This is a genomic window from Cellulomonas chengniuliangii, from assembly GCF_024508335.1.
GTDB lineage: Bacteria > Actinomycetota > Actinomycetes > Actinomycetales > Cellulomonadaceae > Cellulomonas_A > Cellulomonas_A chengniuliangii.
Genome location: NZ_CP101988.1, coordinates 319,111 through 342,174, shown reverse-complemented (window position 1 = coordinate 342,174; position 23,064 = coordinate 319,111). Strand labels below are relative to the sequence as shown.

The 23,064-nt window shown below is 72.8% G+C and carries 27 protein-coding genes and 1 tRNA gene; 8 read left to right on the top strand and 20 right to left on the bottom strand.

The features are described from left to right. Positions 1-135 precede the first annotated feature (135 nt). Genes NP064_RS01665 through NP064_RS01655 form a run of 3 tightly spaced genes read left to right on the top strand, consistent with a single transcriptional unit; the run spans position 136 to position 1,251 of the window. Complete coding sequence (locus NP064_RS01665) at positions 136-321, top strand: DUF8730 family Cys-rich protein (RefSeq protein WP_227568256.1); 186 nt, start codon at positions 136-138, stop codon at positions 319-321. Between the two features lie 13 nt (positions 322-334). Further along, positions 335-712 carry a thioredoxin gene (trxA, locus tag NP064_RS01660; RefSeq protein ID WP_227568257.1) on the top strand — a complete coding sequence of 126 codons (378 nt, stop codon included), beginning with the start codon at positions 335-337 and terminating at the stop codon, positions 710-712. Further along, positions 709-1,251 carry a DUF4395 domain-containing protein gene (locus NP064_RS01655; RefSeq protein WP_227568258.1) on the top strand — a complete coding sequence of 181 codons (543 nt, stop codon included), beginning with the start codon at positions 709-711 and terminating at the stop codon, positions 1,249-1,251. Before trxA ends, NP064_RS01655 begins: the two co-directional genes overlap by 4 nt. A gap of 145 nt (positions 1,252-1,396) precedes the next feature. Here NP064_RS01655 and NP064_RS16620 read toward each other — a convergent pair whose 3' ends face one another. The 4 genes from NP064_RS16620 to NP064_RS01625 all read right to left on the bottom strand — a co-directional run bounded on the left by NP064_RS16620 (position 1,397) and on the right by NP064_RS01625 (position 6,048). Then, positions 1,397-2,335: a cold-shock protein gene (locus NP064_RS16620; protein ID WP_284439681.1), complete on the bottom strand. Its 939-nt coding sequence runs from the start codon at positions 2,333-2,335 to the stop codon at positions 1,397-1,399. Between the two features lie 139 nt (positions 2,336-2,474). Further along, complete coding sequence (locus tag NP064_RS01635; protein ID WP_227568259.1) at positions 2,475-2,918, bottom strand: hypothetical protein; 444 nt, start codon at positions 2,916-2,918, stop codon at positions 2,475-2,477. A gap of 52 nt (positions 2,919-2,970) precedes the next feature. After that, on the bottom strand, positions 2,971-4,503 hold the full coding sequence (locus NP064_RS01630) for a vWA domain-containing protein (protein ID WP_227568260.1): 1,533 nt from the start codon (positions 4,501-4,503) through the stop codon (positions 2,971-2,973). Between the two features lie 252 nt (positions 4,504-4,755). Next, on the bottom strand, positions 4,756-6,048 hold the full coding sequence (locus tag NP064_RS01625; protein WP_227568261.1) for an NYN domain-containing protein: 1,293 nt from the start codon (positions 6,046-6,048) through the stop codon (positions 4,756-4,758). A gap of 29 nt (positions 6,049-6,077) precedes the next feature. Here NP064_RS01625 and NP064_RS01620 point away from each other — a divergent pair, with 29 nt between their 5' ends. Beyond that, a complete protein-coding gene (locus NP064_RS01620) occupies positions 6,078-6,239 on the top strand; it encodes a hypothetical protein (protein WP_227568262.1) in 162 nt (53 codons plus the stop codon). A 138-nt stretch (positions 6,240-6,377) separates the two neighbouring features. Here NP064_RS01620 and NP064_RS01615 read toward each other — a convergent pair whose 3' ends face one another. From NP064_RS01615 to NP064_RS01605, 3 genes are all read right to left on the bottom strand, one after another. Next, a complete protein-coding gene (locus tag NP064_RS01615) occupies positions 6,378-8,258 on the bottom strand; it encodes an FtsX-like permease family protein (RefSeq protein WP_227568490.1) in 1,881 nt (626 codons plus the stop codon). 5 nt (positions 8,259-8,263) lie between these two features. Continuing rightward, entirely contained in the window at positions 8,264-9,016 is a 753-nt protein-coding gene (locus tag NP064_RS01610; RefSeq protein WP_227568263.1) for an ABC transporter ATP-binding protein, read from the bottom strand. 180 nt (positions 9,017-9,196) lie between these two features. Continuing rightward, a complete protein-coding gene (locus NP064_RS01605; RefSeq protein ID WP_227568264.1) occupies positions 9,197-9,751 on the bottom strand; it encodes a putative glycolipid-binding domain-containing protein in 555 nt (184 codons plus the stop codon). A 287-nt stretch (positions 9,752-10,038) separates the two neighbouring features. Here NP064_RS01605 and NP064_RS01600 point away from each other — a divergent pair, with 287 nt between their 5' ends. Next, complete coding sequence (locus tag NP064_RS01600) at positions 10,039-10,902, top strand: hypothetical protein (RefSeq protein ID WP_227568265.1); 864 nt, start codon at positions 10,039-10,041, stop codon at positions 10,900-10,902. Between the two features lie 367 nt (positions 10,903-11,269). Here the strand turns inward: NP064_RS01600 and NP064_RS01595 are convergent, their stop codons facing one another. Both NP064_RS01595 and NP064_RS01590 read right to left on the bottom strand, forming a co-directional pair. Continuing rightward, positions 11,270-11,641, bottom strand: coding sequence for a DoxX family protein (locus NP064_RS01595; RefSeq protein ID WP_227568266.1), 372 nt, complete (start codon positions 11,639-11,641; stop codon positions 11,270-11,272). Positions 11,642-11,734: 93 nt separating this feature from the next. Next, positions 11,735-12,001 carry a hypothetical protein gene (locus NP064_RS01590; protein WP_227568267.1) on the bottom strand — a complete coding sequence of 89 codons (267 nt, stop codon included), beginning with the start codon at positions 11,999-12,001 and terminating at the stop codon, positions 11,735-11,737. A 206-nt stretch (positions 12,002-12,207) separates the two neighbouring features. Between NP064_RS01590 and NP064_RS01585 the strand changes: the two genes are divergently transcribed. Continuing rightward, a tRNA-Lys gene (locus NP064_RS01585) sits at positions 12,208-12,280 on the top strand. A gap of 108 nt (positions 12,281-12,388) precedes the next feature. Here the strand turns inward: NP064_RS01585 and NP064_RS01580 are convergent. After that, a complete protein-coding gene (locus NP064_RS01580; protein WP_227568268.1) occupies positions 12,389-13,537 on the bottom strand; it encodes a GNAT family N-acetyltransferase in 1,149 nt (382 codons plus the stop codon). Between the two features lie 252 nt (positions 13,538-13,789). On the opposite strand from NP064_RS01580, the gene NP064_RS01575 reads away from it, so the two are divergent. Further along, the gene (locus NP064_RS01575) at positions 13,790-14,023 is read left to right on the top strand and encodes a DUF7455 domain-containing protein (protein ID WP_227568269.1); all 234 of its coding nucleotides are present in this window, start codon (positions 13,790-13,792) and stop codon (positions 14,021-14,023) included. A gap of 72 nt (positions 14,024-14,095) precedes the next feature. Here the strand turns inward: NP064_RS01575 and NP064_RS01570 are convergent, their stop codons facing one another. The 4 genes from NP064_RS01570 to NP064_RS01555 form a co-directional block, all read right to left on the bottom strand. Continuing rightward, a complete protein-coding gene (locus NP064_RS01570) occupies positions 14,096-14,284 on the bottom strand; it encodes a hypothetical protein (protein WP_227568270.1) in 189 nt (62 codons plus the stop codon). 70 nt (positions 14,285-14,354) lie between these two features. Beyond that, positions 14,355-14,795 carry a nitroreductase family deazaflavin-dependent oxidoreductase gene (locus NP064_RS01565; protein ID WP_227568271.1) on the bottom strand — a complete coding sequence of 147 codons (441 nt, stop codon included), beginning with the start codon at positions 14,793-14,795 and terminating at the stop codon, positions 14,355-14,357. A 130-nt stretch (positions 14,796-14,925) separates the two neighbouring features. Further along, the gene (locus tag NP064_RS01560) at positions 14,926-15,207 is read right to left on the bottom strand and encodes an adhesin (protein ID WP_227568272.1); all 282 of its coding nucleotides are present in this window, start codon (positions 15,205-15,207) and stop codon (positions 14,926-14,928) included. Between the two features lie 168 nt (positions 15,208-15,375). After that, a complete protein-coding gene (locus NP064_RS01555; protein ID WP_227568273.1) occupies positions 15,376-16,914 on the bottom strand; it encodes a mechanosensitive ion channel family protein in 1,539 nt (512 codons plus the stop codon). A 114-nt stretch (positions 16,915-17,028) separates the two neighbouring features. Here NP064_RS01555 and surE point away from each other — a divergent pair, with 114 nt between their 5' ends. Continuing rightward, positions 17,029-17,796 carry a 5'/3'-nucleotidase SurE gene (gene surE, locus NP064_RS01550; RefSeq protein ID WP_227568274.1) on the top strand — a complete coding sequence of 256 codons (768 nt, stop codon included), beginning with the start codon at positions 17,029-17,031 and terminating at the stop codon, positions 17,794-17,796. A 2-nt stretch (positions 17,797-17,798) separates the two neighbouring features. Here surE and NP064_RS01545 read toward each other — a convergent pair whose 3' ends face one another. The 6 genes from NP064_RS01545 to NP064_RS01520 are packed head-to-tail and all read right to left on the bottom strand — an operon-like array spanning position 17,799 to position 23,043. Beyond that, positions 17,799-18,674 (bottom strand): prenyltransferase, encoded by an 876-nt coding sequence (locus tag NP064_RS01545; RefSeq protein WP_227568275.1) that lies wholly within the window; start codon positions 18,672-18,674, stop codon positions 17,799-17,801. After that, the gene (locus tag NP064_RS01540) at positions 18,671-19,030 is read right to left on the bottom strand and encodes a lycopene cyclase domain-containing protein (RefSeq protein ID WP_227568276.1); all 360 of its coding nucleotides are present in this window, start codon (positions 19,028-19,030) and stop codon (positions 18,671-18,673) included. The genes NP064_RS01545 and NP064_RS01540 overlap by 4 nt, the downstream gene beginning before the upstream one ends. Next, positions 19,027-19,350 (bottom strand): lycopene cyclase domain-containing protein, encoded by a 324-nt coding sequence (locus tag NP064_RS01535; protein WP_227568277.1) that lies wholly within the window; start codon positions 19,348-19,350, stop codon positions 19,027-19,029. The genes NP064_RS01540 and NP064_RS01535 overlap by 4 nt, the downstream gene beginning before the upstream one ends. Beyond that, a complete protein-coding gene (crtI, locus tag NP064_RS01530) occupies positions 19,347-21,026 on the bottom strand; it encodes a phytoene desaturase family protein (RefSeq protein ID WP_227568278.1) in 1,680 nt (559 codons plus the stop codon). The genes NP064_RS01535 and crtI overlap by 4 nt, the downstream gene beginning before the upstream one ends. Beyond that, positions 21,023-21,925 carry a phytoene/squalene synthase family protein gene (locus NP064_RS01525; protein ID WP_227568279.1) on the bottom strand — a complete coding sequence of 301 codons (903 nt, stop codon included), beginning with the start codon at positions 21,923-21,925 and terminating at the stop codon, positions 21,023-21,025. Before NP064_RS01525 ends, crtI begins: the two co-directional genes overlap by 4 nt. After that, entirely contained in the window at positions 21,925-23,043 is a 1,119-nt protein-coding gene (locus NP064_RS01520; protein ID WP_227568280.1) for a polyprenyl synthetase family protein, read from the bottom strand. Before NP064_RS01520 ends, NP064_RS01525 begins: the two co-directional genes overlap by 1 nt. Between the last annotated feature and the right edge of the window lie 21 nt (positions 23,044-23,064).

The following is a 23,064-nucleotide window of genomic DNA, read 5'->3' as shown; positions in this document are numbered from 1 at the left end:
CGCATGCCGTGATCTGACGCATCGGGCGCCCACGCGTCCCGAGGCCGGTCGACTTGACCGTAGTGATACCCCGGGGGGTATCGTCGGGTCATGCCCCCAGGGGTATCGAGATCCGACCGACCAAGGGAACGCGTGATGTGCCGAGCAGTGAAGTGCCGTGTGTGCGGCAAGACGACATGGGCTGGCTGCGGGCAGCACGTGGGATCGGTGAAGCAGACCGTCCCGCCATCGCAGTGGTGCAACGGCAAGCACACCGCAGCGCAGACCGAGGCCGCGGCGGCGAACCACCGGGGATTCTTCTCCCGGCTGTTCGGCCGCTAGGAGGCGGGGAACCGTGAGCACGACCACTCTCACCTCCGAGACCTTCGAGCAGACCGTCTCAGGCGACGGCATCGTCTTCGTCGACTTCTGGGCCGCATGGTGCGGGCCCTGCAGGGCGTTCGCGCCCGTCTTCGAGGACGTCGCGGCACGCAACCCTGACATCGTGTTCGGCAAGGTCGACACCGAGGCCGAGCAGGGCCTCGCCGCGGGTTTCGGCATCACCTCGATCCCGACGCTCATGGTCTTCCGCGACGGCGTCCTCGTCTTCTCCCAGCCCGGCGCACTGCGCGCCCCGCAGCTGGAGCAGCTCGTTGACGGCGCCAGGGCGCTCGACATGGACGACGTCCGACGCCAGCTCGCGGAGCGCGGCGCCAGCACGCCGCACGCGTGATCGACGTCCCACGCATCGTGATCGCCCAGACATCGGCGCCGCTGGTCGGCGTCGCGAGGCCGGGCTTCGACGTGCCGGTGATCGACGAGCGTGCTGTCCGCGCCGCCGCGGGGATCCTCTTCCTCGCGGGGGCGATCGCGTTCGGCTTCGCCGCGGCGACGGGGACGGCCCGTCCGCTTCAGCCCTTCGGCATGTTCTTCATGCTCGACATGGCGTTGCGCGTGACCGTCGGCGATCGCTGGTCGCCGACCCTCGCCGTCGGGCGACTGGTCGTCCGACGGCAGGCGCCCGAGTGGGTCGGGGCGCCGCAGAAGACGTTCGCCTGGTGGCTGGGGTTCGGGCTGGCCACCATCTCGTGCGCCAGCATGGGGCTGCTGGCCGCACCCCTGTGGCTGACGCTCGCCTTGTGCGCCCTGTGCCTGTCGCTGCTGTTCGCCGAGACCGCCTTCGGCATCTGCGTCGGATGCGCCCTGCAGCGCGCGTTCAGCGCGACGCCCCCACGGCACTGCCCCGGCGACACGTGCGCCACCCCGAGCTGACCTCTCCAGGAGACCCCATGCACCGCGTCGAGCTCATGCCCGACGCGGTGCTGACCGATGTCACCGCTCTCGGGGTCGCTCAGCGAGGCCGCCGAGGCGACCCAGCTCCCCCCACGACCCGCTGAGACGGGGAAGGCCCGTCCGGTCAGAGCCGCTCGACGTGGTCGGCCTGCGGTCCCCGGTCGCCCTGGCGCACCTTGTACTGGACCCGGTCGCCCTCCTGCAGCGCCTCGGCGCCTCGGAGGACCGACACGTGCACGAACAGGTCGGCGCCTCCCGCGTCCGGGGTGATGAAGCCGAATCCGCGCTCCGCGTCGTAGCGGGCGACGACGCCCTCGCCGCCGCGCACGGGAGCGTCGGATGCCGACTGGCGCCCTGGCCGACCCGGGGGCGGCCCGGCGGGCGCGCCCTGAGGAGCCGCCTCGCCCACGAGGTGCAGGTTGCGTGCCTGCAGGCCCCGCTCGCTCTCGGCGACCTCGTACGCCACCCGGTCACCCTCGTACAGCTCGGTGAGCCCGCCGGCGAGGGCGCGGTGGTGGACGAAGACGTCGTCGCCGCCGGCATCGGGGACGACGAAGCCGAAGCCCTTCTCCGGGTCGTACCAGGACACGGTGCCGTCCGCCCCGTCAGCGCCTCCCTGCGGGGCGGCGTCCGCCCCGAGCGGCAGCAGGTGCTCCGCCTGCGGCCCCTTCTCCCCGTCGACGACCATGAAGGCCACGCGCTGGCCCTCGGAGATGACACCACCGCCCACGATGGCCGAGCTGTGCACGAAGATCTCCGCGCCGCGGCCGTCCGGCGTGATGAACCCGTACCCCTTGGTCGGCTCGTACCAGGTGACGGTGCCGAGCACACCGACCGGCGCGCCAGCGGGCTGGTCGCCCGTGACCTGGACGCGGCGCGCCTGCGGGCCGCGGTCCCCCTCGCCGATCTCGAACTCGACCGTCTGCCCCTCGCGGAGCACCTTCGGCCCGTCCTCGCCGAGGATCTCGGACGCATGCACGAACAGGTCCTCAGCCTCGTCCTCGGGGGCGATGAACCCGAAACCCCGATCGGCGTCGAACCAGCGGACAGTCCCCTGGGGCACGTGTGACTCCTCGTCGAAAGACCTGCGGTTGATCTCCCTAGTGTCCCTGACGAACCTGCGGAACGTGTCCGCCGGGCTCGCGCCGCCCTCCGCGCGGCAGCAGCCCCAGGCGGCTGCCGCGCCTCAACAACTGCGGGGCTCAGGCTGCGCGGAGCACGAGGAGGAACTGCCCGCCGCCTGGTTCCACGGCGGCGGTCACGCGAAGGTCGGGGGCGAACCGCGAGAGCCGGTCCACGAGCCAGGCTGCGGCCGTCTCGCCGTCCGCCTTGGTCGGGCAGCGGCCCACGACCTCGCGCCCGCCCTTGCGGGTCAGCCGCTCGACTGTCGCCACGATGGGCGCCGGCTCCACGACGAACAGCGACGACGACCAGGCCACGACGGGCTTGACGGCGCCCTTGCGGGTGTTGCAGGCCCGATGCGCGAGCCGCTCCGAGCCCGGCGCCGGCTTCTTGCCCTTGGGTGTCGCTCCGCCGTCGATGCTCGGGCCGCGGTCGGAGTTGACGGACGCGTCGGGGTCGACCGGCTCGTCGCACAGCCAGCATCGCCATCCGTCACGCGTGCCGACCTCGTCAAGGGTGCTCATGGCCGGAGGCTACGGGGCCGCCGACGCCCCTCCAACTCTGCCGAGCCGGTGCTCATTCGGTGAGGCCCAGATAGGTGTCGATCAGGCCGACGAACTCTGATCGAAGACCGTAGGCGTCCTCGCCGGACGCGGCGGCGGCGCGTTCGCGCGCCCGGCCCGGGTCGGCGTCCGCGGCATGCCGTGATCCCGTCACCGCGAGGCCGAACTCGACCACCGCGGAGGCGAACCTGAAGTCGGTCGACGGCGTCCGGGTGTAGGCGCTGGCGGTGGCGGGGTGCACGACCTCGGTGCTGGCGGTGGCGCCCGGCTGCTTGTAGCGCACATGCACGGTCAGGAAATCGGTGGAGTCGCCCGCGTGGACGGTCTGGTAGTCGAGGTCGTCGCCGCGCGCCTCGCCTCGAGCGGGCACGAGCTCGTAGAACGCGGTGACCGAGTGCCCGGCGCCGACGTCGCCGGCGTCCTTGGTGTCGTCGTCGAACTCCTCGTCCTCGAGGCGCCGGTTGTCGTAGCCCAGCAGCCGGTACTGGGCGATGGTCGCGGGGTTGAACTCGACCTGGACCTTGAGGTCTTGGGCGACGACGAACATCGTCGAGTCGAACTCGTCCACCAGAACCTTGCGCGCCTCGTCGATGGTGTCGATATACGCGTAGTTGCCGTTCCCGTGATCGGCGATGGCCTCCATGGTGTTGTCCTTGAGGTTCCCCATCCCGAATCCGAGCACCGAGATGTACACCCCCGACCGGGCGTGCTCCTCGATGAGGTCGGTGAGCTGCTCGGGGGTGGACGGGCCCACGTTGAAATCTCCGTCGGTCGCCAGGACGACCCGGTTGTTCCCGCCCTCGACGAAGTTCTTGGACGCCAGCTCGTACGCCGTCTGCAGTCCCGCAGCGCCGCCGGTCGATCCTCCGGCCCGCAGCTCGCGCAGGGCCCTGACCAGGTGGTCGCGCTGGTCGCCCGGCACCGAGTCGGCGACCACCTGCTCGCTACCCGCGTAGGTCACGATGGAGACGGTGTCGTCCTCGTCGAGCTGGTCCACGAGGAGCTCGAACGAATCGGCCAGGAGGGGCAGCTTGTTCGGCTCGCCCATCGAGCCGGACACGTCGAGCAGGAAGACGATGTTGTTGCCGCGGCTGGTGGGAACCGCGGCCGTGGCCTGCACGCCGATCATGGCGAGCTGGTGGTCGGGCGCCCAGGGCGCGTCCGCGATCTGCGTGGTGACGGTGAACGGGTCCACCGCGTCAGCCTCGGGGGCCGGGTAGTCGTAGTCGAAGTAGTTGACCAGCTCCTCGATCCGCACCCCCTCCGGCGCGACGCCGTGGAGCAGCTGGCGGCGCAGGTTGCTGTACGACGCGGTGTCGACGTCGGACGCGAACGTCGACAACGGGCTCGTCGTGACGTCCTGGAACGGCTGCTCCGGCGAGTCGTCGTACTCCTCCTGCGCGTCCATCGGGGCGTCACGCCACGCCTCGGGCGCGACGGAGTCCTCGTAGGCCACGTCATGCGCCGCGGAGCCGTCCATCGTGCCGTCCGTGCTGCACGAGCCCAACGCGACCGCGACCGCGACCACCGACACAGCGGCGATCATGCGGGTCCGCGCTCGTGCGGGAACGTTTACCCGAATGCGTGAATCCGCTGGGAACTGAGCGCCTATTAATGACCGAACGCGCATCGTCGCCTCCATTGTCGAGGACTGAAGCATGGCGCTCGGCATGGTCCGGGAACAGCACGTGACAGTCACGCGACAATCCCAGTCAGGTAACAGCAGTCCCATTCAGGTAACGGATCGCCATACTTTCGACAATGACGCTGGAAAAGACGCCGAGCACGGGTGGCCGCGTCACGCGTCGAGCAGGCCGCCCCCGACCCAGGCGCGGATCGCCGCGACGTCCCCGGGGCTGAGCTCCATGCGCGCCCCACGGCACAGGCCGACGACGTTCTCGGCCCACGCCTCCGCGAGGTCGCGCGCGCTCGTGCCCGGCCCCAGGGTGAGCCCGGCGAACAGCACGCCGGAGATGACGTAGTTGACCGTCGAGCGCCCAACGAGCGCTCCCTTGGCGCGACAGACGTCGCGCACCCGCCGTGACGTCTCGGCCCGCTCGAACGGGTGCGCGGCGAGGTCAGCCGCGAGCGCGGTCAGCACCACGCGGTACTGCTTGGCGCTCAGCCCCGGGGTGTCGGTGACCGCCACGACCTGGCGCTGCAGCGCGCTCGGGTCCACGTCGGCCACCGCGCCGGGCAGGTCCGCCTCGCCGAAGCGCTTCGGGTCCCACACGAACCCGGGGGCGGGACGCGAGGCAGCGGCCACCTCCGGGACGTGCTGGGCGAGCCAGGCGAAGAAGCTGCCGGCGCCCTCCCAGCGGGTCGCGGGCAGCGTCGGGTCGGCCTTCTGCGCGATCTGCGCGACGCTCCCCGCGAGGATCGGACGGTCCGCGGCACGCACGCTGCGCAGCGCGGCCCGGCGCCCCGGCGAGCTCGATGCCGGCTGCGGGGCGGCCTCTGCGGGCACGGGCTCGGTCGCGGCCGCGGTGCGCTCCCGAGAGGGCTCCGACTCCACGATCTCGGCCACCGCCGCCGTCTCCACCGCCGGCATGACGAGCTCGGCCAGGTCGTCGGCCGTGACGACCGCATCGGCCACCGCCCGGTACGCCGCAGCGGCCGGGCCGGCGGTGATGATCGTGACGCGCCGGTCGTCCGCGCGGCACCGCAGCGCGAGGGGCGTGAAGTCCGCGTCCGCCGAGACGATGACGAACTCCTCGTAGCGGGTGGAGGCGTTCAGTGCGTCCACCGCGTCGAGCACCAGGTTGATGTCGGCGCTCGACTTGCCCTGCTGGGTCAGCGACGGGCAGTCGACCACCTGGAACCCGGCTCGCGTGAAGTTGGGACGGAACTGCGAGAACGCCGACGGGTTGAGGTAGCACGCGCGGACCAGGAACCGCCGCGTGAACTCGCCCTCCGAGTCGGTGCCGGACTCGAGCTCGCTCAGCCAGTGCGCGGGGTTGTTCGCGAACGCGTCGGCCGCCGCCGGGTCCAGCCGGCGCAGCCCGATGTACACGTTGTCGAAGTCCACGAACAGCGCGCACCGGAAGCTGCGGACGGGCTCCGGTCGGTCGACGATCCCTGCAGCACTCACCCGCACATCTTGGTGGACGCGGACGCGCCGTGGGGGATGAACCCCCGCGAGCCACCCGGATGCTGTACTCGCGGCGCTCCCGTCGGCAGCTCGCGGATCTCGCCGACGCGCCCGGATCCCTCGAGGCGCTCCAGCTCTTCGGACCGCGGGACGACGACGGGCGGGCGCCGGCCCGTCCCGAGCACGGGTAGGACCCCGCCCTTCCGAACGGCTGGGCGCAACGGACGGGGCGACCCTTCGGAGACGGCATTCCACCTCCCAGGCAGCCCTGGCCCCGCGCCACGGGGTGCGGGGCCAGGGCTGCGCGCGCGGTCGGTCGGTCGCCCGCGCTACGCGACGGCAGTCGCCACCCGGGTCGTCGGGCGTGCCGCGAGCGCGGTCGCGACGAGGGCGAAGGCGACCACGGCCGCACTGACGATGACGTACGCCGGCACAGCCACCACGGGCAGCCCTTCGAGCATCCCCGCGCTCACGCCGATCACCGCGGGCGCCACCGCCACCGTTCCCACCACCCATGCCGTCACGCCGGTGATCGCGGCCTCGACGGTGGTCATGCCCAGGAGCTGGCGGCGGGTGGTGCCGGTGCGGTGCAGCAGCGCGAGCTCGTCGCGGCGCGCCACCGTGGTCATGGCCAGCGTGCTCGCGGCGCCGACCGCGACGACGGCGAGGAGCAGCATGAGGAGCGCGTTCCCGACCGCGTTGTCGCCCCCGGCCTGGACCGTCGCGGTGATGTGGGTCCTCGGGTCGGCCGCGGTGGCGCCCAGGGCGGTGATCGCGGCTGTGGCGTCCGCGACGTCCGTGCCGTCAGCGACGTCGACCAGCAGGGTGTCGGCCATCACGGGCAGCCCGTGCGCCTCGGCCGTCGCCGCACCGGTGACGATCCCCCCGACGCCGAGGCCACGGGAGTACACCGCGACGACGGTGGCGTCGACGACGTCGTCGCCGAGCCGGATCGTGAGCGTCTCGCCCAGGCCGGCGCCGCTCGTGTACGCCGTGTCGCTGCTGACGGCCACCGTGTCCGGGGCGTCGATGTCGGCGAGTGAGCCCTTCTCCACGTCGGGGTCGAGCGCAGCGGTGTCGGCGGGCACGACCCGCAGAGCAGCCGCCTCCCAGGTCTCCGCGCCGTCGTCCACGCTGCGGACCTCTCCCGGGAGGGTCCCGAGCGGGACGGCTGCCTCGACGCCGGGCGCGGCGGCGACCTGCGCGGCCAGGTCCTGCGTGGCGTCCTCGGTCGGTGTGACGACGAGGTCCGTGGCGACGGCCGCGACGAACTCCTGCTCGATGGCGGTCGTCATGGCCCGGTCCACGCTGGTCTGGATGGTCGCCGCGGAGACGACCAGCGCGAGCGGCACGACGACCGTCGTGAGCCGCCGGGAGAAGCCGCGCACGTTGCGGACCGCGAGCATCGTGGCCGGGCGGCCACCGGACGGGTGCGCCCGCGCCACGCGGTCGAAGATCCAGCCGACGAGGACGGGCCCCGCGAGCGCAGCGGCGCCGATGAGCAGGAACGCGGACAGCGACGCCGCCGCGCTCCCGGTCGTGCCGGGGATCCACAGCGGGCTGAACGCCATGGCCAAGCCCCCGAGGGTCATCACCAGCGCGGTGATCCGGCGGCCGAGCCCCACGTGGCGGTCCTCGACGGCGCTCTGCTGGAGCGCCGCGGTCGGTGCGGTGCGTGCCGCCTCCCGGGCGCCGAGCCGGCCCACAGGCACCGCGGTGACCGCGATCAGGGCGACGGCGGCCAGGACGGGCAGCGGCGAGAGGTGCGACGCGAAGTCGGGCGCGACCATCCCGCTGCGGACGAGCACCGGGTCGAGGAGCCGGGCGCCGAACAGCCCGGCGACCGCGCCCAGCGGGGCCGCGACGAGCGACACGACGGCCACCTCGAGGGTGACGGAACGCCGCACCTGCGACGGGGTGGCGCCGACCGCACGCAGCAGCGCGAACTCACGGCGACGGCTGCGCAGCGCGAGGCTGACGGTCGCCGCGACGACCATCACCACGACGACGATCAGCGTGCCGGCATAGGAGGTCGAGAGGGAGACCAAGAGGCCTCCGGCGGACGCGTCCCCCTCGCCCTGCAGGCGCAGGCCCGACTCGAAGAGCACGCCCGTGACGGCGAGGACGGCCGCGGCGACGGCCAGGACGACGGCGGTGCCGGCGAAGGCCCCGCGGTGGGCGCGGACGCCCGAGGACGCGAGCTGCCACATCGTGCTCACCGGCCCTTCGTGAGGAGGAGGCTGGCGGTGACCCGCTCAGGGGTGGGGTGCTCGAGCTGGTCGACGACCAGCCCGTCCGCGAGGACGACGACCCGCTCTGCCGCTGCGGCGACCCCCGCGTCGTGCGTCACGATGACGACGGTCTGCCCGAGCTCGCGGGCCGTGTCCCGCAGCACCTGGAGCACCGCGGCCCCGGTCCGGGAGTCCAGCGCGCCCGTGGGCTCGTCGGCGAAGACGACGGCGGGCCGCGTGATGAGCGCCCGGGCGATCGCGACGCGCTGGGCCTGCCCGCCGGACAGCTCGCCCGGCAGCCGGTCCATGAGGTGCGGCACGCCGAGGAACTCCAGCAGCGCCGACTCCCACGCCGGGTCGACCGGGCGGCCGGCGAGCACGAGCGGCAGCCGCACGTTCTCGCCGGCCGTCAGGTGTCCGATGAGGTTGTAGGCCTGGAAGACGAAGCCGACGTGCTCGCGGCGGAACCGGGTGAGGTCGTCGGGTCGCAGCGTCGTGAGGTCATGACCCCCGACGACGACGGAGCCCTGGCTGGGGGTGTCGAGCCCTGCCGCGCAGTTCAGCAGGGTCGACTTGCCCGAGCCGGACTGGCCGACGACGGCGGTCACGGAGCCGGCGAGCAACTCCAGGGACACCCCGCGCAGGGCGTGGACGGGCTCGCGGCCCGGGTAGGTCTTGTGGATGTCGACGAGGCGGACCGCGGTGCCGGTCGCCTCAACCGTGATGGGCGTGGCCATGATGTGCTCCCCTGGTCGAGATCGTGCTGTCGATCTCGAACTTAGGAACCGGGACGGGCGCCCATCGAGCCCCGGAAGGACGCCCTCCAGAGGTTCCATCCTTCGATGGAGGCCCTCCTCGCCGTCATCGCGGGTGGAGTCTCGCCCGTCCTCGCGCTGCCACCACCACGACGCCTCCCGCTAGGCGAACCGCGCCGCGATCCCGGGGTAGTCGAGCACGAGCGCGGCGTCGTCGTAGGTGAGGACCGCCTCGAACCCGCCCTCCGACGTGTACGCGAACCGGTGATCGTCGAGACGCCGGTAGGTCTGGTCGAGCCGCCGCACGACGAGGTCGGCCGCCTGCACGTAGACAGCGGCGACGGCGACGACCTCCCCGACGGGCATCGTCAGTCGGTGGACGGGCAGGGTGTTCGTGCAGGCCGACGCCTCGAGGTCGACGTCGACGAGCCCTTCCAGCTGCGGTGCGGGGGCGCCGTCGACGGTCCACCTGCCGTGCCCGTCGCTGACAAGGACGGTGGCGCGGGGCCCGTCCACGGTGTCCGAGCGGACGCGCACCTCCCGGGTGACCCACCCGTCGAGCGTGATCTCGTACGCGACGGCGTGCGCGCGGCCGTCCTCAACGGCGGAGGTGTGCCCGCGGAGGCTCCCCGACGCGAGGTAGACCACCTCGAACCCATCGACCGCGCCGACGAACCGCCAGGCGGCGAACGGGGGCAGCTCGCGCGGGCATCGCACATTTCGAGCCTACGCAGCCAGACATGCCTGGAGTCAAGCAGTGCGCGCCCTCCTCGCCTACCCGATCGCCGCGCATCGATCGGGATGGCGCTGGCGCTGCCGTCAGCCTCGTGGGCAGGTGGCATAGTGACCTCCGCTGGCAGAGCATCCGCCGCGAGCTTGGACTCTCGCCTGGGGGATCTCCCAGCTTCTACGCACGGCCCACACAGTCAGTCCCACGGCTGTGCTCGTGACATGGGTCGCTGCATCGCTTCCGGCGCGAACCGCGGAGATGTCTGGTGGTCCATATGCGAGCTGAGCTCCTCAAGCACCGTGCGGCCTGGAAGGTCGCCTTCTCGTTGCTCATCGTCGGCGCGGTCGCGGTGTACGCGATCCCGGCGGGGTTCTTGCTCGCTGACGCGCGAGCCGGAGCGGTGGGGACGGGGTCGGTCGCTATTGGCCTGCCGAACAGCGCGATGTATGGGCTGACTCTTCTCGGGACCACGAGCCCTCTCGTCGGGCTCCTCCTGGGAGTGGCTTTGGGAGCTAAGGAGTTCCGCCCGAACACCATCGAGACGTCGATCGTCGCCAGTGGCGGCTGGCGCAGACTCATCGCGGCGAAGTTCGCGTTGATCGCCGTGGCAGTGGCTGCGGTGACGGCCACTGTCCTGCTGGTCTGCGCGATATGCGCGACGATCGTGACGGTGGCTGTGGCGCGCTCAATCCCGGACAGCGTGTCGCTCGTGGAGCCAGTCCGAGCCGATCCTGCCGAGTTGAGCGTGGGCCTGCTCTCGGTGCTTGCGGGGTTGTGCATGTGGGCGGCGATGGGCTTCTTCATCGGTTCTGTGGCGAAGTCCATGTTCGTTGGCTCAGTGATCGGCGTCGCCTGGTTGATCGTGGAGGCGTTCTGGGTCTCGCCGTATATCCCGGGTACAGCCCAGGCCGCGCTTCTGGACGCGTTGACCTACGTCGCGGGCAGGTACAGCTCGGTGTACGCCCCGCCTCACCTCGGCTTGTCATGGGCTTTCGGCGCGTACGCGACGCTCGGGTGGACGGTCGCGTTCCTGGTGGGAGCGTGGCTCGTGTGGCGGGCCCGATTCCATTCAGTGCCCACATCAGTGCCCACAGCACATGGCCGCGGACGTCCTCCTGGAGCCACAGCGGCGCATTGAAGTACGGGTCTGCGCCCTCGCGCGGGCGCCAGACGAGGGCTCGACCAGTTCGCTCCTCGGCCAGGCTTGCACTGCGAGCAGAGCAGGCGCCGCGGCCACCAAGTCACCGGGTCGTCAGAACGATCGGTGACCAACACGCGTGCACGGCCGCCACACGTGACTCTCATCGGAACGCACCCTGCACAACACAATTGGCACGACGGGCATCGACCCTGGCGTGAGTCCCGTCGAAAACGCCTGTCGCCTCGGCTACGCGAACTCCCCCCTTGCGCTCCGCGTATAAGCGCACATGAGGGCGCAACGACGACCGCACGGATGACAGTGCTCCTCGGAGGTCCACGCCCGGAGCATGAACGGGGGGTCACGGTCAGAGCGCGTACGGGCCGAACCGGCCCCAGGCCACGAACAGGGACAGGAGGAGCCACCCGACGTTGCCGCCGATCATCAGCCTCTCGCCTCGACGCGCGTGGGTGATGATCGCGCCGACCATCACGATGGCGAGGCCCACTGCGGCCAGCGGCGTCAGCATGGTGGCGATCCCCGTGGCGGCTGGGAGCACCAGCCCGAGGGCCCCGAGGATCTCGACGAGGCCGATCAGCTTGATCGCGGTGGGGCTGAAGTCGGCCGCCCACGCCAGGGACTTCACGATCCTGTCCTTGGGCTGGATGACCTTCATGGCGCCGACGCTGAAGAACAACAGGGCTAGGAGGATCTGGACGATCCAGAGGGCGACGTTCACGAGGGCTCCTTCGAAGCGGTCAGACGTTCACGACGACCTTGCCCTGGGTGTGTTCGAGATAGCCGTGGGCGTGGGCATCCTCAACTTGAGGATTCAAAAGTCTGCTGCGGAAAGCAACCCCGCCTGAGGTAGTTCCGTGTCCAGCACGCTGGCTGCCGAGTCTTCGGAGGGTTCACCGACCCGCCGCGCAACCGCGCCGAGAAGCCACGCTCGGAAGCGGTCCGTCGCCTGGTGCACGAAGGCCAGCAGCAGGCTGCCGGTCATGGCGAAGCCGAACGAGACGAGCCCGATCACGAGGGCGATGCCCATGATGCCCAACACCAGGGCCACCGCGCGTACCCGCAGGCTCGGCAGGAACACCGCGACGTTGAGCCAGAACAGGACGACCGTTGTCCGGAGGGTTCCACCGACCCGGCACGACCAGCCCCCAGCGCGCCCACGCCAGCCGAACAGTCCCCTGACGAGGCGGTACCTTGGATCCCGTCGGCACCAGGGCGGCCCCACCGCCCCGGCGAACGACACGGGTGTTCTCCGGTGGGTTCCACGAGCTAATCCACTCACCACCCGGGCCTCTAGCTCAGTTGGCAGAGCAGCGGACTTTTAATCCGCGGGTCGTGGGTTCGAGCCCCACGGGGCCCACCGTGATGGGCTGGTCCGGTCGCGCGTCTCGACCCGAGCGGGCTGGCCGAACGGGGGTCCCGCGCCTGACCGGCGCGACAATCTCCCGTGTGTGCGCGCGTGCCGCCGTCAGGTGAGGACGACGCCGATGCCGGGTGTGTGCCGCCGCGCGCCGGTGGACCTCCACCGGCGAGCGAGGGGCGCCGCTCGCAGGACGGTGCGCGCGGTCAGTCCTCGGGTGGCGATGAGCAGGTCGACCTGGGTGCGCCGGTCGGGATAGGTCCGTGCGGCGGCGGCGTATCGCGCATCGAAGGCCGGGTCGTAGAACGGCGCGTCGGTGGCGCGGAAGACCTGCGTCAACTCGACGTTGCGGCCGATCGTGCCTGGGCTGTGCCGGGCGTGGTCCTGGGCGTAGGCGTCGAGGAACCCGAAGCACGCGCCGCCCGATCGCAGGACGTAGCCGAGGAACAGCGTCTTGCCTCCTCCGGTGAGCTCGGTGACGAGCAGGTCCCCGGTCCGCCGGAACCGGGAGGCGACCTCCCGGAACCACTGCTCGTGCCGGGGGTCCAGCCGCAGGGCCGCGCCGCCCTGCTCGTGGTCCCCCTTCCAGCCCGACACCTGCAGGTCGAGGAACTCCTCGTCGACGTCTGGGTCGGCGCTCCGGTCGCGCACCTCGAGCGGCCCGCCGGTGGCCCGTTCGAGGCCTCGCACGGATCGCCCGGTCTGCTTGCGCCCGCTCTTGCTCAGGTGGCTGGTGGCCAGCACGAGGCCGGCGGCTGGGGCTGGGGTGGCGTCGGCGTGCGGGAGGGTCACGCTGCTGCGGTGCGCGAACGCGGTGACCTCGCGACGCCGCTCGTGGACCAGCATGGAGGTCTGCTCCACGGTCTCGGCGAGCGCCTCCGCGAGCGGCCCCTCGGCGGGGAACCGCTGGAGCTGGATGAGGCCGGGCAGCCCCACGGAGGTCATCCCGCGCAGCAGGGCCGTGAGGGCGGCGACGACGTACCCCCGCCGCACGAGGGGGTGGTGGCGGTCGGCGTGGGGGGTCATGAAGGGCCCGCCGGTGGTGGCCGCGCGCATCAGGGCGCCGTTCGCGACTTCCTTGGTGGTGACGGCCAGGGCAGCGAGCCACTGGCCCCCCTCCTCCACCACGACGATCTGCAGGCCGTCGGCCTCGGGGCGCGCGCGAGAGGGGATGAGGAAGCGCGGGTCCAGGAACATGTTGGGCTCGACAGCCAGGTCGGCGAGTCGCCGCCAGGCCTGGGCATCTGATTCCGTCACCTGGGACAGCGGGACACGCCGTAAGTGCACGAGGTCCTCCGTTGGGCGTCGTGGCGGCAAGTCGGACAATTCGGGCTACAGGCCCTCCTGTCTACCGTCTTTCGACGCCTGCCGGGCGCATTTGGCCTCGTCGATTCCCCGGTGGGCGAACTCCCCCCATCACCGGAATGCCCACGGCCGGCTGGCAGTTGGGGCCGATGTCGCGATTCCGGTCGCACGGCCGATCACCGCACCGAGACGAGGTACCACCCGATGACAGCTCCCACCCTCGAGGCGCCCGCCCCCAGCACCGCGCTGACCCGCGGTGACCGCTGCGACCGTTGCGGCGCGCAGGCATACGTCCGGGCGACGATCCCGTCGGCCGACGGCCTGACCCTCCTGTTCTGCGGCCACCACTTCCGGGCCTTCGAGCCGGGTCTCGTCGAGTCTGGCGCGGCCATCCACGACGAGCGCCACCGCATCGCCGCCCAGGTCACGGACGACTGAACACCTCCGGCGACGCGCCCTCGGACCATGACGGGTCCGAGGGCGCAGTCATGCCACGACCTTCACGCCCGGTCAGCCCGCCGGGCCCCGACTCACGATGAGGGAGCACACGGCGAGCACCAACGCCACGGGGGCCATGACGGCCCGCTCGGGCTTGCTCCGCGAGATGCCGTTCATGATCACGCCGACCGCCAGGTAGGCGGTGAGCACCCAGGCGGCGGGCCCGGAGACGCAGGCGGTGACTGCCGCGATGGTCTGCATCCGGCCGACCGTAGCGGAGCGCCGGAGCCCAGGTGTGGGCTTCCGGCGCTCCGTGGCGCGGGTCGGCGCCTCAGTCGGTGACGCGCTGGAGCACGAAGACGGGGATCTCGCGGTCGGTCTTGGTCTGGTAGTCCGCGTAGTCGGGGTAGGCCTCGACCGCGCGCTCCCACCACAGCGCCCGCTCGTCGCCGGTGACCTCGCGGGCGACCATGTCCCACTTCTGCGGCCCGTCCTGCAGCTCGACGTGCGGGTCGGCGACGACGTTGTAGTACCAGACGGGGTTCTTGGGGGCGCCGCCGAGTGACGCGACGACCGCGTACTCGCCGTCGTGCTCGACGCGCATCAGCGGCGTCTTGCGGAGCTTGCCGCTCCGGGCGCCGCGGGTGGTGAGGATGACGACGGGCATCCCGCGCATCGTCGTCCCCTTCGTGCCGCCGGAGCTCTCGTACTGCTCGACCTGCTTGGCGGCCCTGGAGGAAGGGCTGGGCTCGTACTCACCGATGAGAGGCATGCCTCTTCAGTACCGGTCGCGGCGCCCGTTGTCCAACGCCGCCCACGAGGCACCGTCCGCGCCGGGACGCGCCGAGGGACGGCGCCCGGATCGGACGCCGCCCCTCGGTGAAGCGTGGTTGCGCTGGGCCTCAGGCCTGCGGGCTGAGCTTGAAGCCGGCGCCGCCCGACGCGTCTTCCACGTCGAGTTCCTGGTCGGCGAGGGTCGTGGACGTCTCCGGCGAGACGAACACGTGCGCCGGACCCTCCAGGATCACGTCGTCGCCGGGTGCGGGCTCGGTGACGAGCGAGAGCTCGAAGCTGCCGATCTGATCCGGCGACTCCGCGATCCGCAGACCGCCCGAGTCGGGCAGGCCCGCCTTGGTGGTGAGGTCGGCAACGGCACTGCGGGCGTTCTCGGTCAGGGTGAGCACGGGTGCTCCTCTCGATCTCCGGTGAGGACGCCACCCGACCTGTGGTTCGCGGCGCAGTGTCTCTGCGACGGGTGCGCGAAGGGCGGGGGGCGACTTCGGACCCATCCACCGTCACGAGGTCTCCGCGGGCCCGCAACTGGGCGTCCGATGGGCGAGACGTCATGGACGTCAGCGATGGGAGCCGGAGCCCGCGCCCGCGCCTCCGCGCCCGTCGGCCTCGACCAGGTCGATCACGGCGGTCTCGTCCAGCCCGCTGCCCGCATCGTCGGCGTCGAAGTCGGCGTTGGGCTCCGCGGCCCGGGCCTCGGCCTCCGCCTCGGCGGCCCTGGCCTCCTTCCTCCGCACGCGCTCCGCGTCGGCGGCCTCGCCCGGCCCGGAGAACGCCCGCGAGCGCCCGAGCGCCTCGAGGCTTCCGGTGAACAGGTTCGCCTCGCTGGCCGGCGTCAGCACCTGGGTCTCGTCGAGGTCCGCCCCGGCAGGCTCGCCGCCGTTGCGCCCGCCCAGCCGGACGGTGTGCCGGAACACGCCAGGGTCGGCCTCTGCCGCGTCCGCCGCCGGGCGGCCCGCGCGCGGCGGGACGTGCGCGGGCTGCGGCGGAGCGGCGCTGGGCTGGCCGCCTGCCATCGGGAGGACCTGGCCGCGGTCGCCCTCGTCCATCCGCACCACGGAGGCGGTGCGGCTGCGCGGCAGCCCTTGCGGCGCCTCCCGCTGCAGCCACGCGACGAGCCGCTCCCGCACGTGGCAGCGCAGGTCGAACAGCGTCGGGGCGTCGACGGCGCTGGCCAGCACCCGGACGCGCACGTTGCCCTGGGTCGCGTCGGTCACCTGCAGCACGCCGACGCGCTTGTCCCACAGGTCGGTGCCGGCCAGGATCCGGGCCAGCTCACCGCGCATCTCGTCGATGGGCGCCTCCCAGTCGAGGTCGAGCTCGACCACCCCGACCAGGTCGGTGGCGCGCCGGGTCCAGTTCTCGAAGGGCGTGGTGGTGAAGTGGGTCGACGGGATGATGAGCCGGCGGTCGTCCCACACGTGGACGACGACGTAGGACAGCGTGATCTCCTCGATGCGGCCCCACTCCCCGGCGACGACCACCACGTCGTCGACCCGGATGGCGTTGGTGAACGCGAGCTGGACCCCGGCGAACAGGTTCGCGAGCGAGCTCTGGGCCGCGAGGCCGGCGACGATGGACAGCAGTCCCGCGGAGGCCAGCAGGCTGGCCCCGAACCCGCGGGCGCCGGGGAAGGTCATCAAGATCCCCGCGGCGGCGCACAGCACCAGCACCACCACCGTGAGCCGGCGCAGCAGGGCCACCTGGGTGCGCACGCGTCGGGCGGTGCGGTTGTCGGGCACGTCGACCCGGAACCGGCGCATCGCCACGTCCTCGGCGACGAACGCCAGGGCTCCGACGATCCAGGCGAGCGTGGCGATGAAGATGACGAGCAGGACGTGCTCGGTGATGGCGGTCCACCGGGCTGGCTCGGTGGCCAGGCGCAGCCCCGTCCACAGCGCCATGACGAGGAAGTTGGCGCGCAGGGGCTTGCGCAGCTTGCGGGTGAGCTCGGGTGGGCCACCGTGGCGCCGCACCGCGGCCCGGGTGAGCACAGCCACGATCCCCGCGGCCACGAAGGCGACCACAACGGCCGCCACCAGGGCTAGGACGAGGACCAGCGCCCCTCCTGCGTTGTCGACGATCGTCTCCTCAGGCATGGTTCCACGCTAAGAAATCCACCTGGACGTCTGTCAAGATCACGCTCCGGGGTGCGGGCGGGCTGGCGGCGGGCCAGCGTGGTGCGGGTAAATCGCCGAACGAGGGGGTCCGCGATGCGGGTGCTGGTGACCAATGACGACGGGATCGCCTCGCCTGGGCTCGCGCTGCTGGCGCGGGCGGCCCTCGCCATCGGAGCGGAGGTCCTGGTCGCGGCCCCGAGCGATGACCAGAGCGGGTCGAGCGCCTCGCTCGTCGGCGCGGAATGGCACGACCGGCTGGTCGGGAAGGACGTCCGCGCGCCGGACGTCCCGGACGTGGTCCGGTGCCTGGCCATGGACGCCACGCCCGGGTTGATCGTCCTCGCCGCGGCCCGCGGGCGCCTGGGCCTGCCGCCCGACCTGGTGCTCTCGGGCGTGAACCGGGGGCCCAACCTGGGCCGGGCCGTCGTGCACTCGGGCACCGTGGGGGCGGCGTTCACGGCGGCGACGCACGGCATCGAAGGGCTGGCCGTGTCCCTGGCCTCGCCGCAGCCGGACCACTGGGGAACGGCCGAGCGCTGCGCCCTGGCGGTGCTGCGCGGCGTGGTCGCCGCGCCCGTGGGCGGGCGGGTGCTCAACCTCAACGTGCCCGACCGGCCCGCCGACCAGGTGCGGGGCATCCGCCGCGCCCGACTGGCGCCGTTCGGGTCGGCCCAGGCGCACGTCGAGGTCGGCGACGGGGGCGACGTGGTGGTCACCTACTCGCAGCCCGACGCGTCCGCGGACGACGACACGGACTCCGCCCTCCTCGCCCGCGGCTGGGCCACGCTCACGGTGGTCAACCCGCCCACCTCGGACGACACCGCAGCCCTGCCCGATGTCGGGACGTGGCCGCCGGGCTGACGTCAGCCGCGGCCGAGGGCGGCGGCGATCAGCAGCATCGTCACGAGGAACCCCGTCACCAGGTTGAGCCACAAGAACCGGCGCCAGCCCTGGTTGGCCCGCTCGCAGTCCGCATCGCGCACCGACCAGAAGCTGGCGGCGTTGAGCGCGTACGGCAGGGGCAGCACGGCGGCGATCCAGCCCGGCCACGGCAGCGCGACCAGTGTCGCCGCGGCCAGCAGGTACCCCACGGTGGCGGCCACGACCGTGGCGTGGGCGCCCCGGACGGTGGCCACCGAGGCGATGCCGCCCTCCCGGTCCGCCCGGACGTCCTGCACCGCCCCGAACGCGTGCGAGGCCATGCCCCACAGCACGAACGCCACCAGCACCGGCCACACGTCGCGGGCGGCCAGGTCGGCGCCCACCAGCACCAGCGCGTACAGCAGCGGCCCGACGAAGTGCATCGCGGAGGTGAACGAGTCGAGCACCGGCCGCTCCTTGAACCGCAGCCCGGGGGCCGAGTACGCCACGACGAGGAACAGCACCACCAGCAGCGTGGCCCCGGCGCCCGCCGAGCCCTGGGCGAGCAGCCACACGACGAACGGCACGGTCGTCACGACGCACGACCACAGGATGCGGCGGTGCACGGTCCTCGCCATGGCCGGGTCCGCGAGCGCCCCCTCGATGCCGCCCTTGCGGGGGTTGCGCAGGTCCGACTCGTAGTCGAAGACGTCGTTGACCCCGTACATCAGCAGGTTGTACGGGGCCAGGAAGAACAGGGTGCCGACCACCAGCAGCGCGTCGACCCGCCCGCTGGTCGCGACCACGTACCCGGCGGCGAACGGGTAGGCGGTGTTGATCCACGAGAACGGCCGGGAGGCGGCGAGCACCTGCCTCACTGGTCGGCCTCGTCGGCAGCGCTCCCCGTCGCGCTGGCGCCGTGCCGCGAGCCGCCCCCGTCGGCGGCGCGTCGGCGGCGTCCCAGCACCGTCCACAGCACGGGCATCCCGATGCCCGCCGCGATCGGGTAGGCGAAGTCCTCGATGGGCGCGCCCCACAGGTACACGCCCAGGATCTTCGAGGGCGCGTAGGCGTACAGGCCCACCTCGATCATCAGGGTGTCGAACACCAGGGTGAGGACCAGCAGGTGCACCACCGTCCAGACCACGGGCCACGCGCGCAGGCGGCGCAGCACCGGCGCGCACACGAGGAACAGGACGCCGAGCACGGCGACGTTGAGCACGGCATTCGTCATCGGGCGCGCTCCTCGGCCGTCCGCTCGAACCAGCGCCACGCGAGCAGCGCCAGGTAGCAGAGGAGCGCCAGGAAGAACGCCTCCTCGACGGGCAGCTCGGGCGCCAGCAGCAGCCCGGTCATGTGCGGGCTGTCGCCGCGGGCGAAGATGCCGAGCGCGAGCCCGGCGCCGTCCCACGCCAGGAAGGCCACGACCCCGATGCCGACGCACAGCGCGCTGCGCCGCCAGTCCGACCAGAACGCCAGCCGGTGGGCGCGGTCCAGCAGGGCGAGGCCGCCGAGCGAGACGAGCAGGGCGGCGAGGTACGCGAGGCCTATCACCGGCGCCCACCCGGCACGTCTGCGGCGTGCCCCAGGCGCGACCACAGGCCGCCCGGCAGCGCTGCGTCGAGGAAGCCGTGGCGCAGCGGCGTGGGCAGCGGGCGCGGCGACGTCTCGCCGAGCAGGCGCTTGACCACCAGCTCCGCGCTGATCAGGCACATCGGCAGGCCCACGCCGGGGATCGTGCCACCTCCCACGTGCAGCAGGTTGGGGACGCGCGGCGAGGCGTCTCCGGGCCGGAACATCGCCGACTGGCGCAGGGTGTGCTCCATGCCGAGCGCGGTGCCCCGCCACGCGGAGAAGTCCCGCGCGAAGTCCGCCGGCCCGACCACCCGCCGGGTGACGACCCGCTCGCGCAGCCCGGGGACGCCCGCCCAGGCGCCCACCTGGTCCAGGAACCGGTCGGCGTGGGCCTCGAGCTCCGCCCGGGAGGCCGCGTCCGCGCCCAGCGCCGCGTCGGCGGGGAACGGGACGAGCAGGAACAGGTTCTCGTGGCCGGGCGGGGCCGCGCCCGGGTCGGTGGCGGTGGTCCGGGAGACGTAGGCCGAGGCGACCGGCGGGACGCGCAGCGTCGACGGGTCCGCGGCGCGCCCGTCGCCCAGGATGTCCGCGAAGTTCCCGGTCCAGTCGCGCGTGAAGAACAACGAGTGGTGGGCCAGTTCGGGCAGCTCGCCGCGGACGCCGGCCATGACCAGCATCGCGGAGATCCCCGGCCCGCGGTCGCGCCACCACTGCTCGGGCAGCGAGCGGTGCGCCGCCCCGAGCAGCGCGGTCTCGGTGTGGTGCCGGTCTGCCCCGGAGACGACCACGTCGGCCGCGACCACCTCCCCGGTGGCCAGCCGGACGCCGCGGGCCTGGCCGGTGCGGCGAGGATGCCGCAGGGTGCGCGGCGCGGGCTCGACCTCGATCGCGGTGACGTCGGCGTTCGTGCGGATCCGCACGCCATGGCCGCAGGCGATGCGCTCCAACGCCTCGATCAGCGTGTACATGCCGCCGCGCGGGTAGCGCACGCCGTCCACCAGGTCGAGGTGGCTCATCAGCGAGTACAGGGCGGGCACGCGGTACGGCGACGACCCGAGGAACACGGCGTGGTAGCCGAGGACCTGGCGCAGCACCGGGTGCTCGACGGCGCCCGCCACCTTGTCGGCCAGCGGCTGGGTGAGCAGACGGGCCAGCGTCCCGGCGCGCCGTAGCACGCTCGCCGACATCGCGCGGTCGGGGCGCTGGAAGGTCGTGTACAGGAAGTGGTCGAGGGCGGTCCGGTAGGCCTCGCTCGACTCCGCCGCGTAGGCCCGCATGGCCTCGCCCGCGCCCGGCTCGAGCGCGTCGAAGGCCTTCCAGTTGAGCTCGGGGTCGCCTGTCACCTCGAGCATCGCGGACGGCGCGGACCCGACCGGCTCGGGGAACACGCGGTAGGCGGGGTCCAGCCGCACCAGGTCGAGGTGGTCCTCGACCCGCTCGCCGAGCAGCGCGAACAGGTGCTCGACGACCTCCGGCATGAAGTACCAGGAGGGCCCCGTGTCGAACCGGAACCCGTCGAATGAGGCGGAGCCGACCCGTCCGCCGAGGGTCGCGTGCCGTTCGAGCAGCGTCACCTGCGCCCCGCCGCGGGCGAGCAGGGCCGCCGTGGCGAGCCCTCCGATGCCGCCTCCGACCACCACCACGCGACGGCTCATGCGTCTGCCCTCACGCTCAGCGCCGGGGAGCCGTGCCCGCCCAGGCGCGCCTCGACCGCCACCGATCGCAGGACGACAGCGAGCTTGCGGGCCCCGCCCAGGCGCACCCGGCGGTCCAGCAGCTCCTCGGGCGGTGTGTCCGCGAGCCGCGCCAGCAGCGTGTCGTAGAGGCCCAGCGTCGCGGCGACGGCGAGCCGCGCCCGGCGGGGCAGCCGAGGCAGGGCGCCCCGGGCCACCCGCAGGTCGTGCTCGATCTCGGCGAGGATCTCCCCCAGTTGGCGCCGGTCGAGGGCGCCGGGCTGCACCCCCGGGAAGTAGCACCTGCCGAGGTCCCCGGCGTCGGCGCCCAGGTCACGCAGGAAGTTGATCTTCTGGAACGCGGCGCCCAGAGCCCGCGCGCCGAGCACCAGCCCGGCGTCGGCGCGCCGCACCGGCTCCCCCGGCGCCCGGTCGGCGTTGAGGAACACCGCCAGGCACATGAGCCCGACCACCTCGGCGGAGCCGTAGACGTACCGCTCGTAGCTCTCCCGGTCATGGACCCGCACGGTCAGGTCGGCGCGCATCGACGCGAAGAAGGGGTCGATCTCGGCGTGGCCGATGCCCGCGTGCGCGGCCGCGGCGGCGAACGCGTGGACCACGAGGTTGGTGGAGTACCCCGACACCAGTGCGCGGGATGTCTGGGCCTCGAGCTCGTCGAGCATCGCCCCGGCGTCCGCGCCGCGGTGCGTGTCGACCACCTCGTCGGCGATCCGCACCAGCGCGTAGACCGCCTCGATGTCCCGGCGCGCACGCCTGCCCAGCAGCCTGGAGCCGAGCCCGAACGAGGTCGAGTACCCGGCCAGCACCACCCCGGAGGCCCGGGCGGCGGTCCGGTCGTACAGCGTGGCTGCCTCCTGCATCAGCTCCCCCGACCGTCGAGCTCGTCGACAAGCGCGGCGAGGTACCCGGCGAGCGGCTGGGGCAGGGTCCGCAGGGCGCCCTCCCGTGCGGAGCGCGCGGCTCCGCTGGCCAGGGCCGTCGACCGGTCGCGGGCGCCGGAGGCCGTCATCACGGCGCGCACCTGGGCGGCGCCCGCCTCTTCGAGGGACGGGTCGCCCACCAGACGGTCCAGCAGCGCGCGGCCCGCGTCGTCCGCGAGGAGGTACGTCAGGCGCAGCAGCTCGGTGCGCTTGCCCTCGCGCAGGTCGGAGAGCGTCGACTTGCCGGTGCGCGCGGGGTCCCCGAACACACCGAGGTCGTCGTCGACGAGCTGGAAGGCGATGCCCAGCGAGCGGCCGAACCGCTCGAGGCGCACGTGCGCGGAGGGCGGTGCCTGCGCGAGGACGGCCCCTGCGTTGAGCGGCCCGATGCACGAGTAGGCGGCGGTCTTCAGCTCCGCGATCCTCAGGGCGTCGACGGCGGAGGGGCTGCGCAGCTCGGCGCCCACGTCGAGCAGCTCGCCTGCCACCGTGGTGCCGATGGACCGGGCCATCAGCCCGACGACGGCCACCCGCAGAGCGGGGTCGACGGGTGCGGAGGCGACCAGCTCGAACGCCGAGGCCAGGGCGAGGTCCCCGCCGAGCAGCCCGGTGGCGGCCACCTGGTCGTCAGCGGCGCGACCGGTGACGCCCGCTCGGGCGAGCGCGGCGCGGTGGCTGCCGGCGAGGTTCGGGCGGCCGCGGCGCACCTCGTCGTGGTCGATGAGGTCGTCGTGGGTGAGCATCGCGGTGTGCAAGAGCTCTTGGGCGGCGGCGATGCTGGCGACCGCCTCGACGTCAGTGCCGCCCAGCCCGAGGTAGGCCGCGACGGTGAGCCGGGGCCGCATCAACTTGCCGCCCACCTGCTCGCCCAGGGCCTCCCAGAGCTGGGCGTAGGGCGTGGCGACGTGGCCGGCCCGTTCGACGCGGGCGGCGAGGTACCGGCGGAGCGCAGCGGTGGTCGCCGCCATCGCGGTGTCGACCCGGCTGGCGAAGGCCGTCTGCTCGGCCCTCGCGTCGTCCCGGGTCAGGGCATCAGCGGTGCTGACCTGTTCGTTCACGGTCCCCCTCTCCCGGTTCCG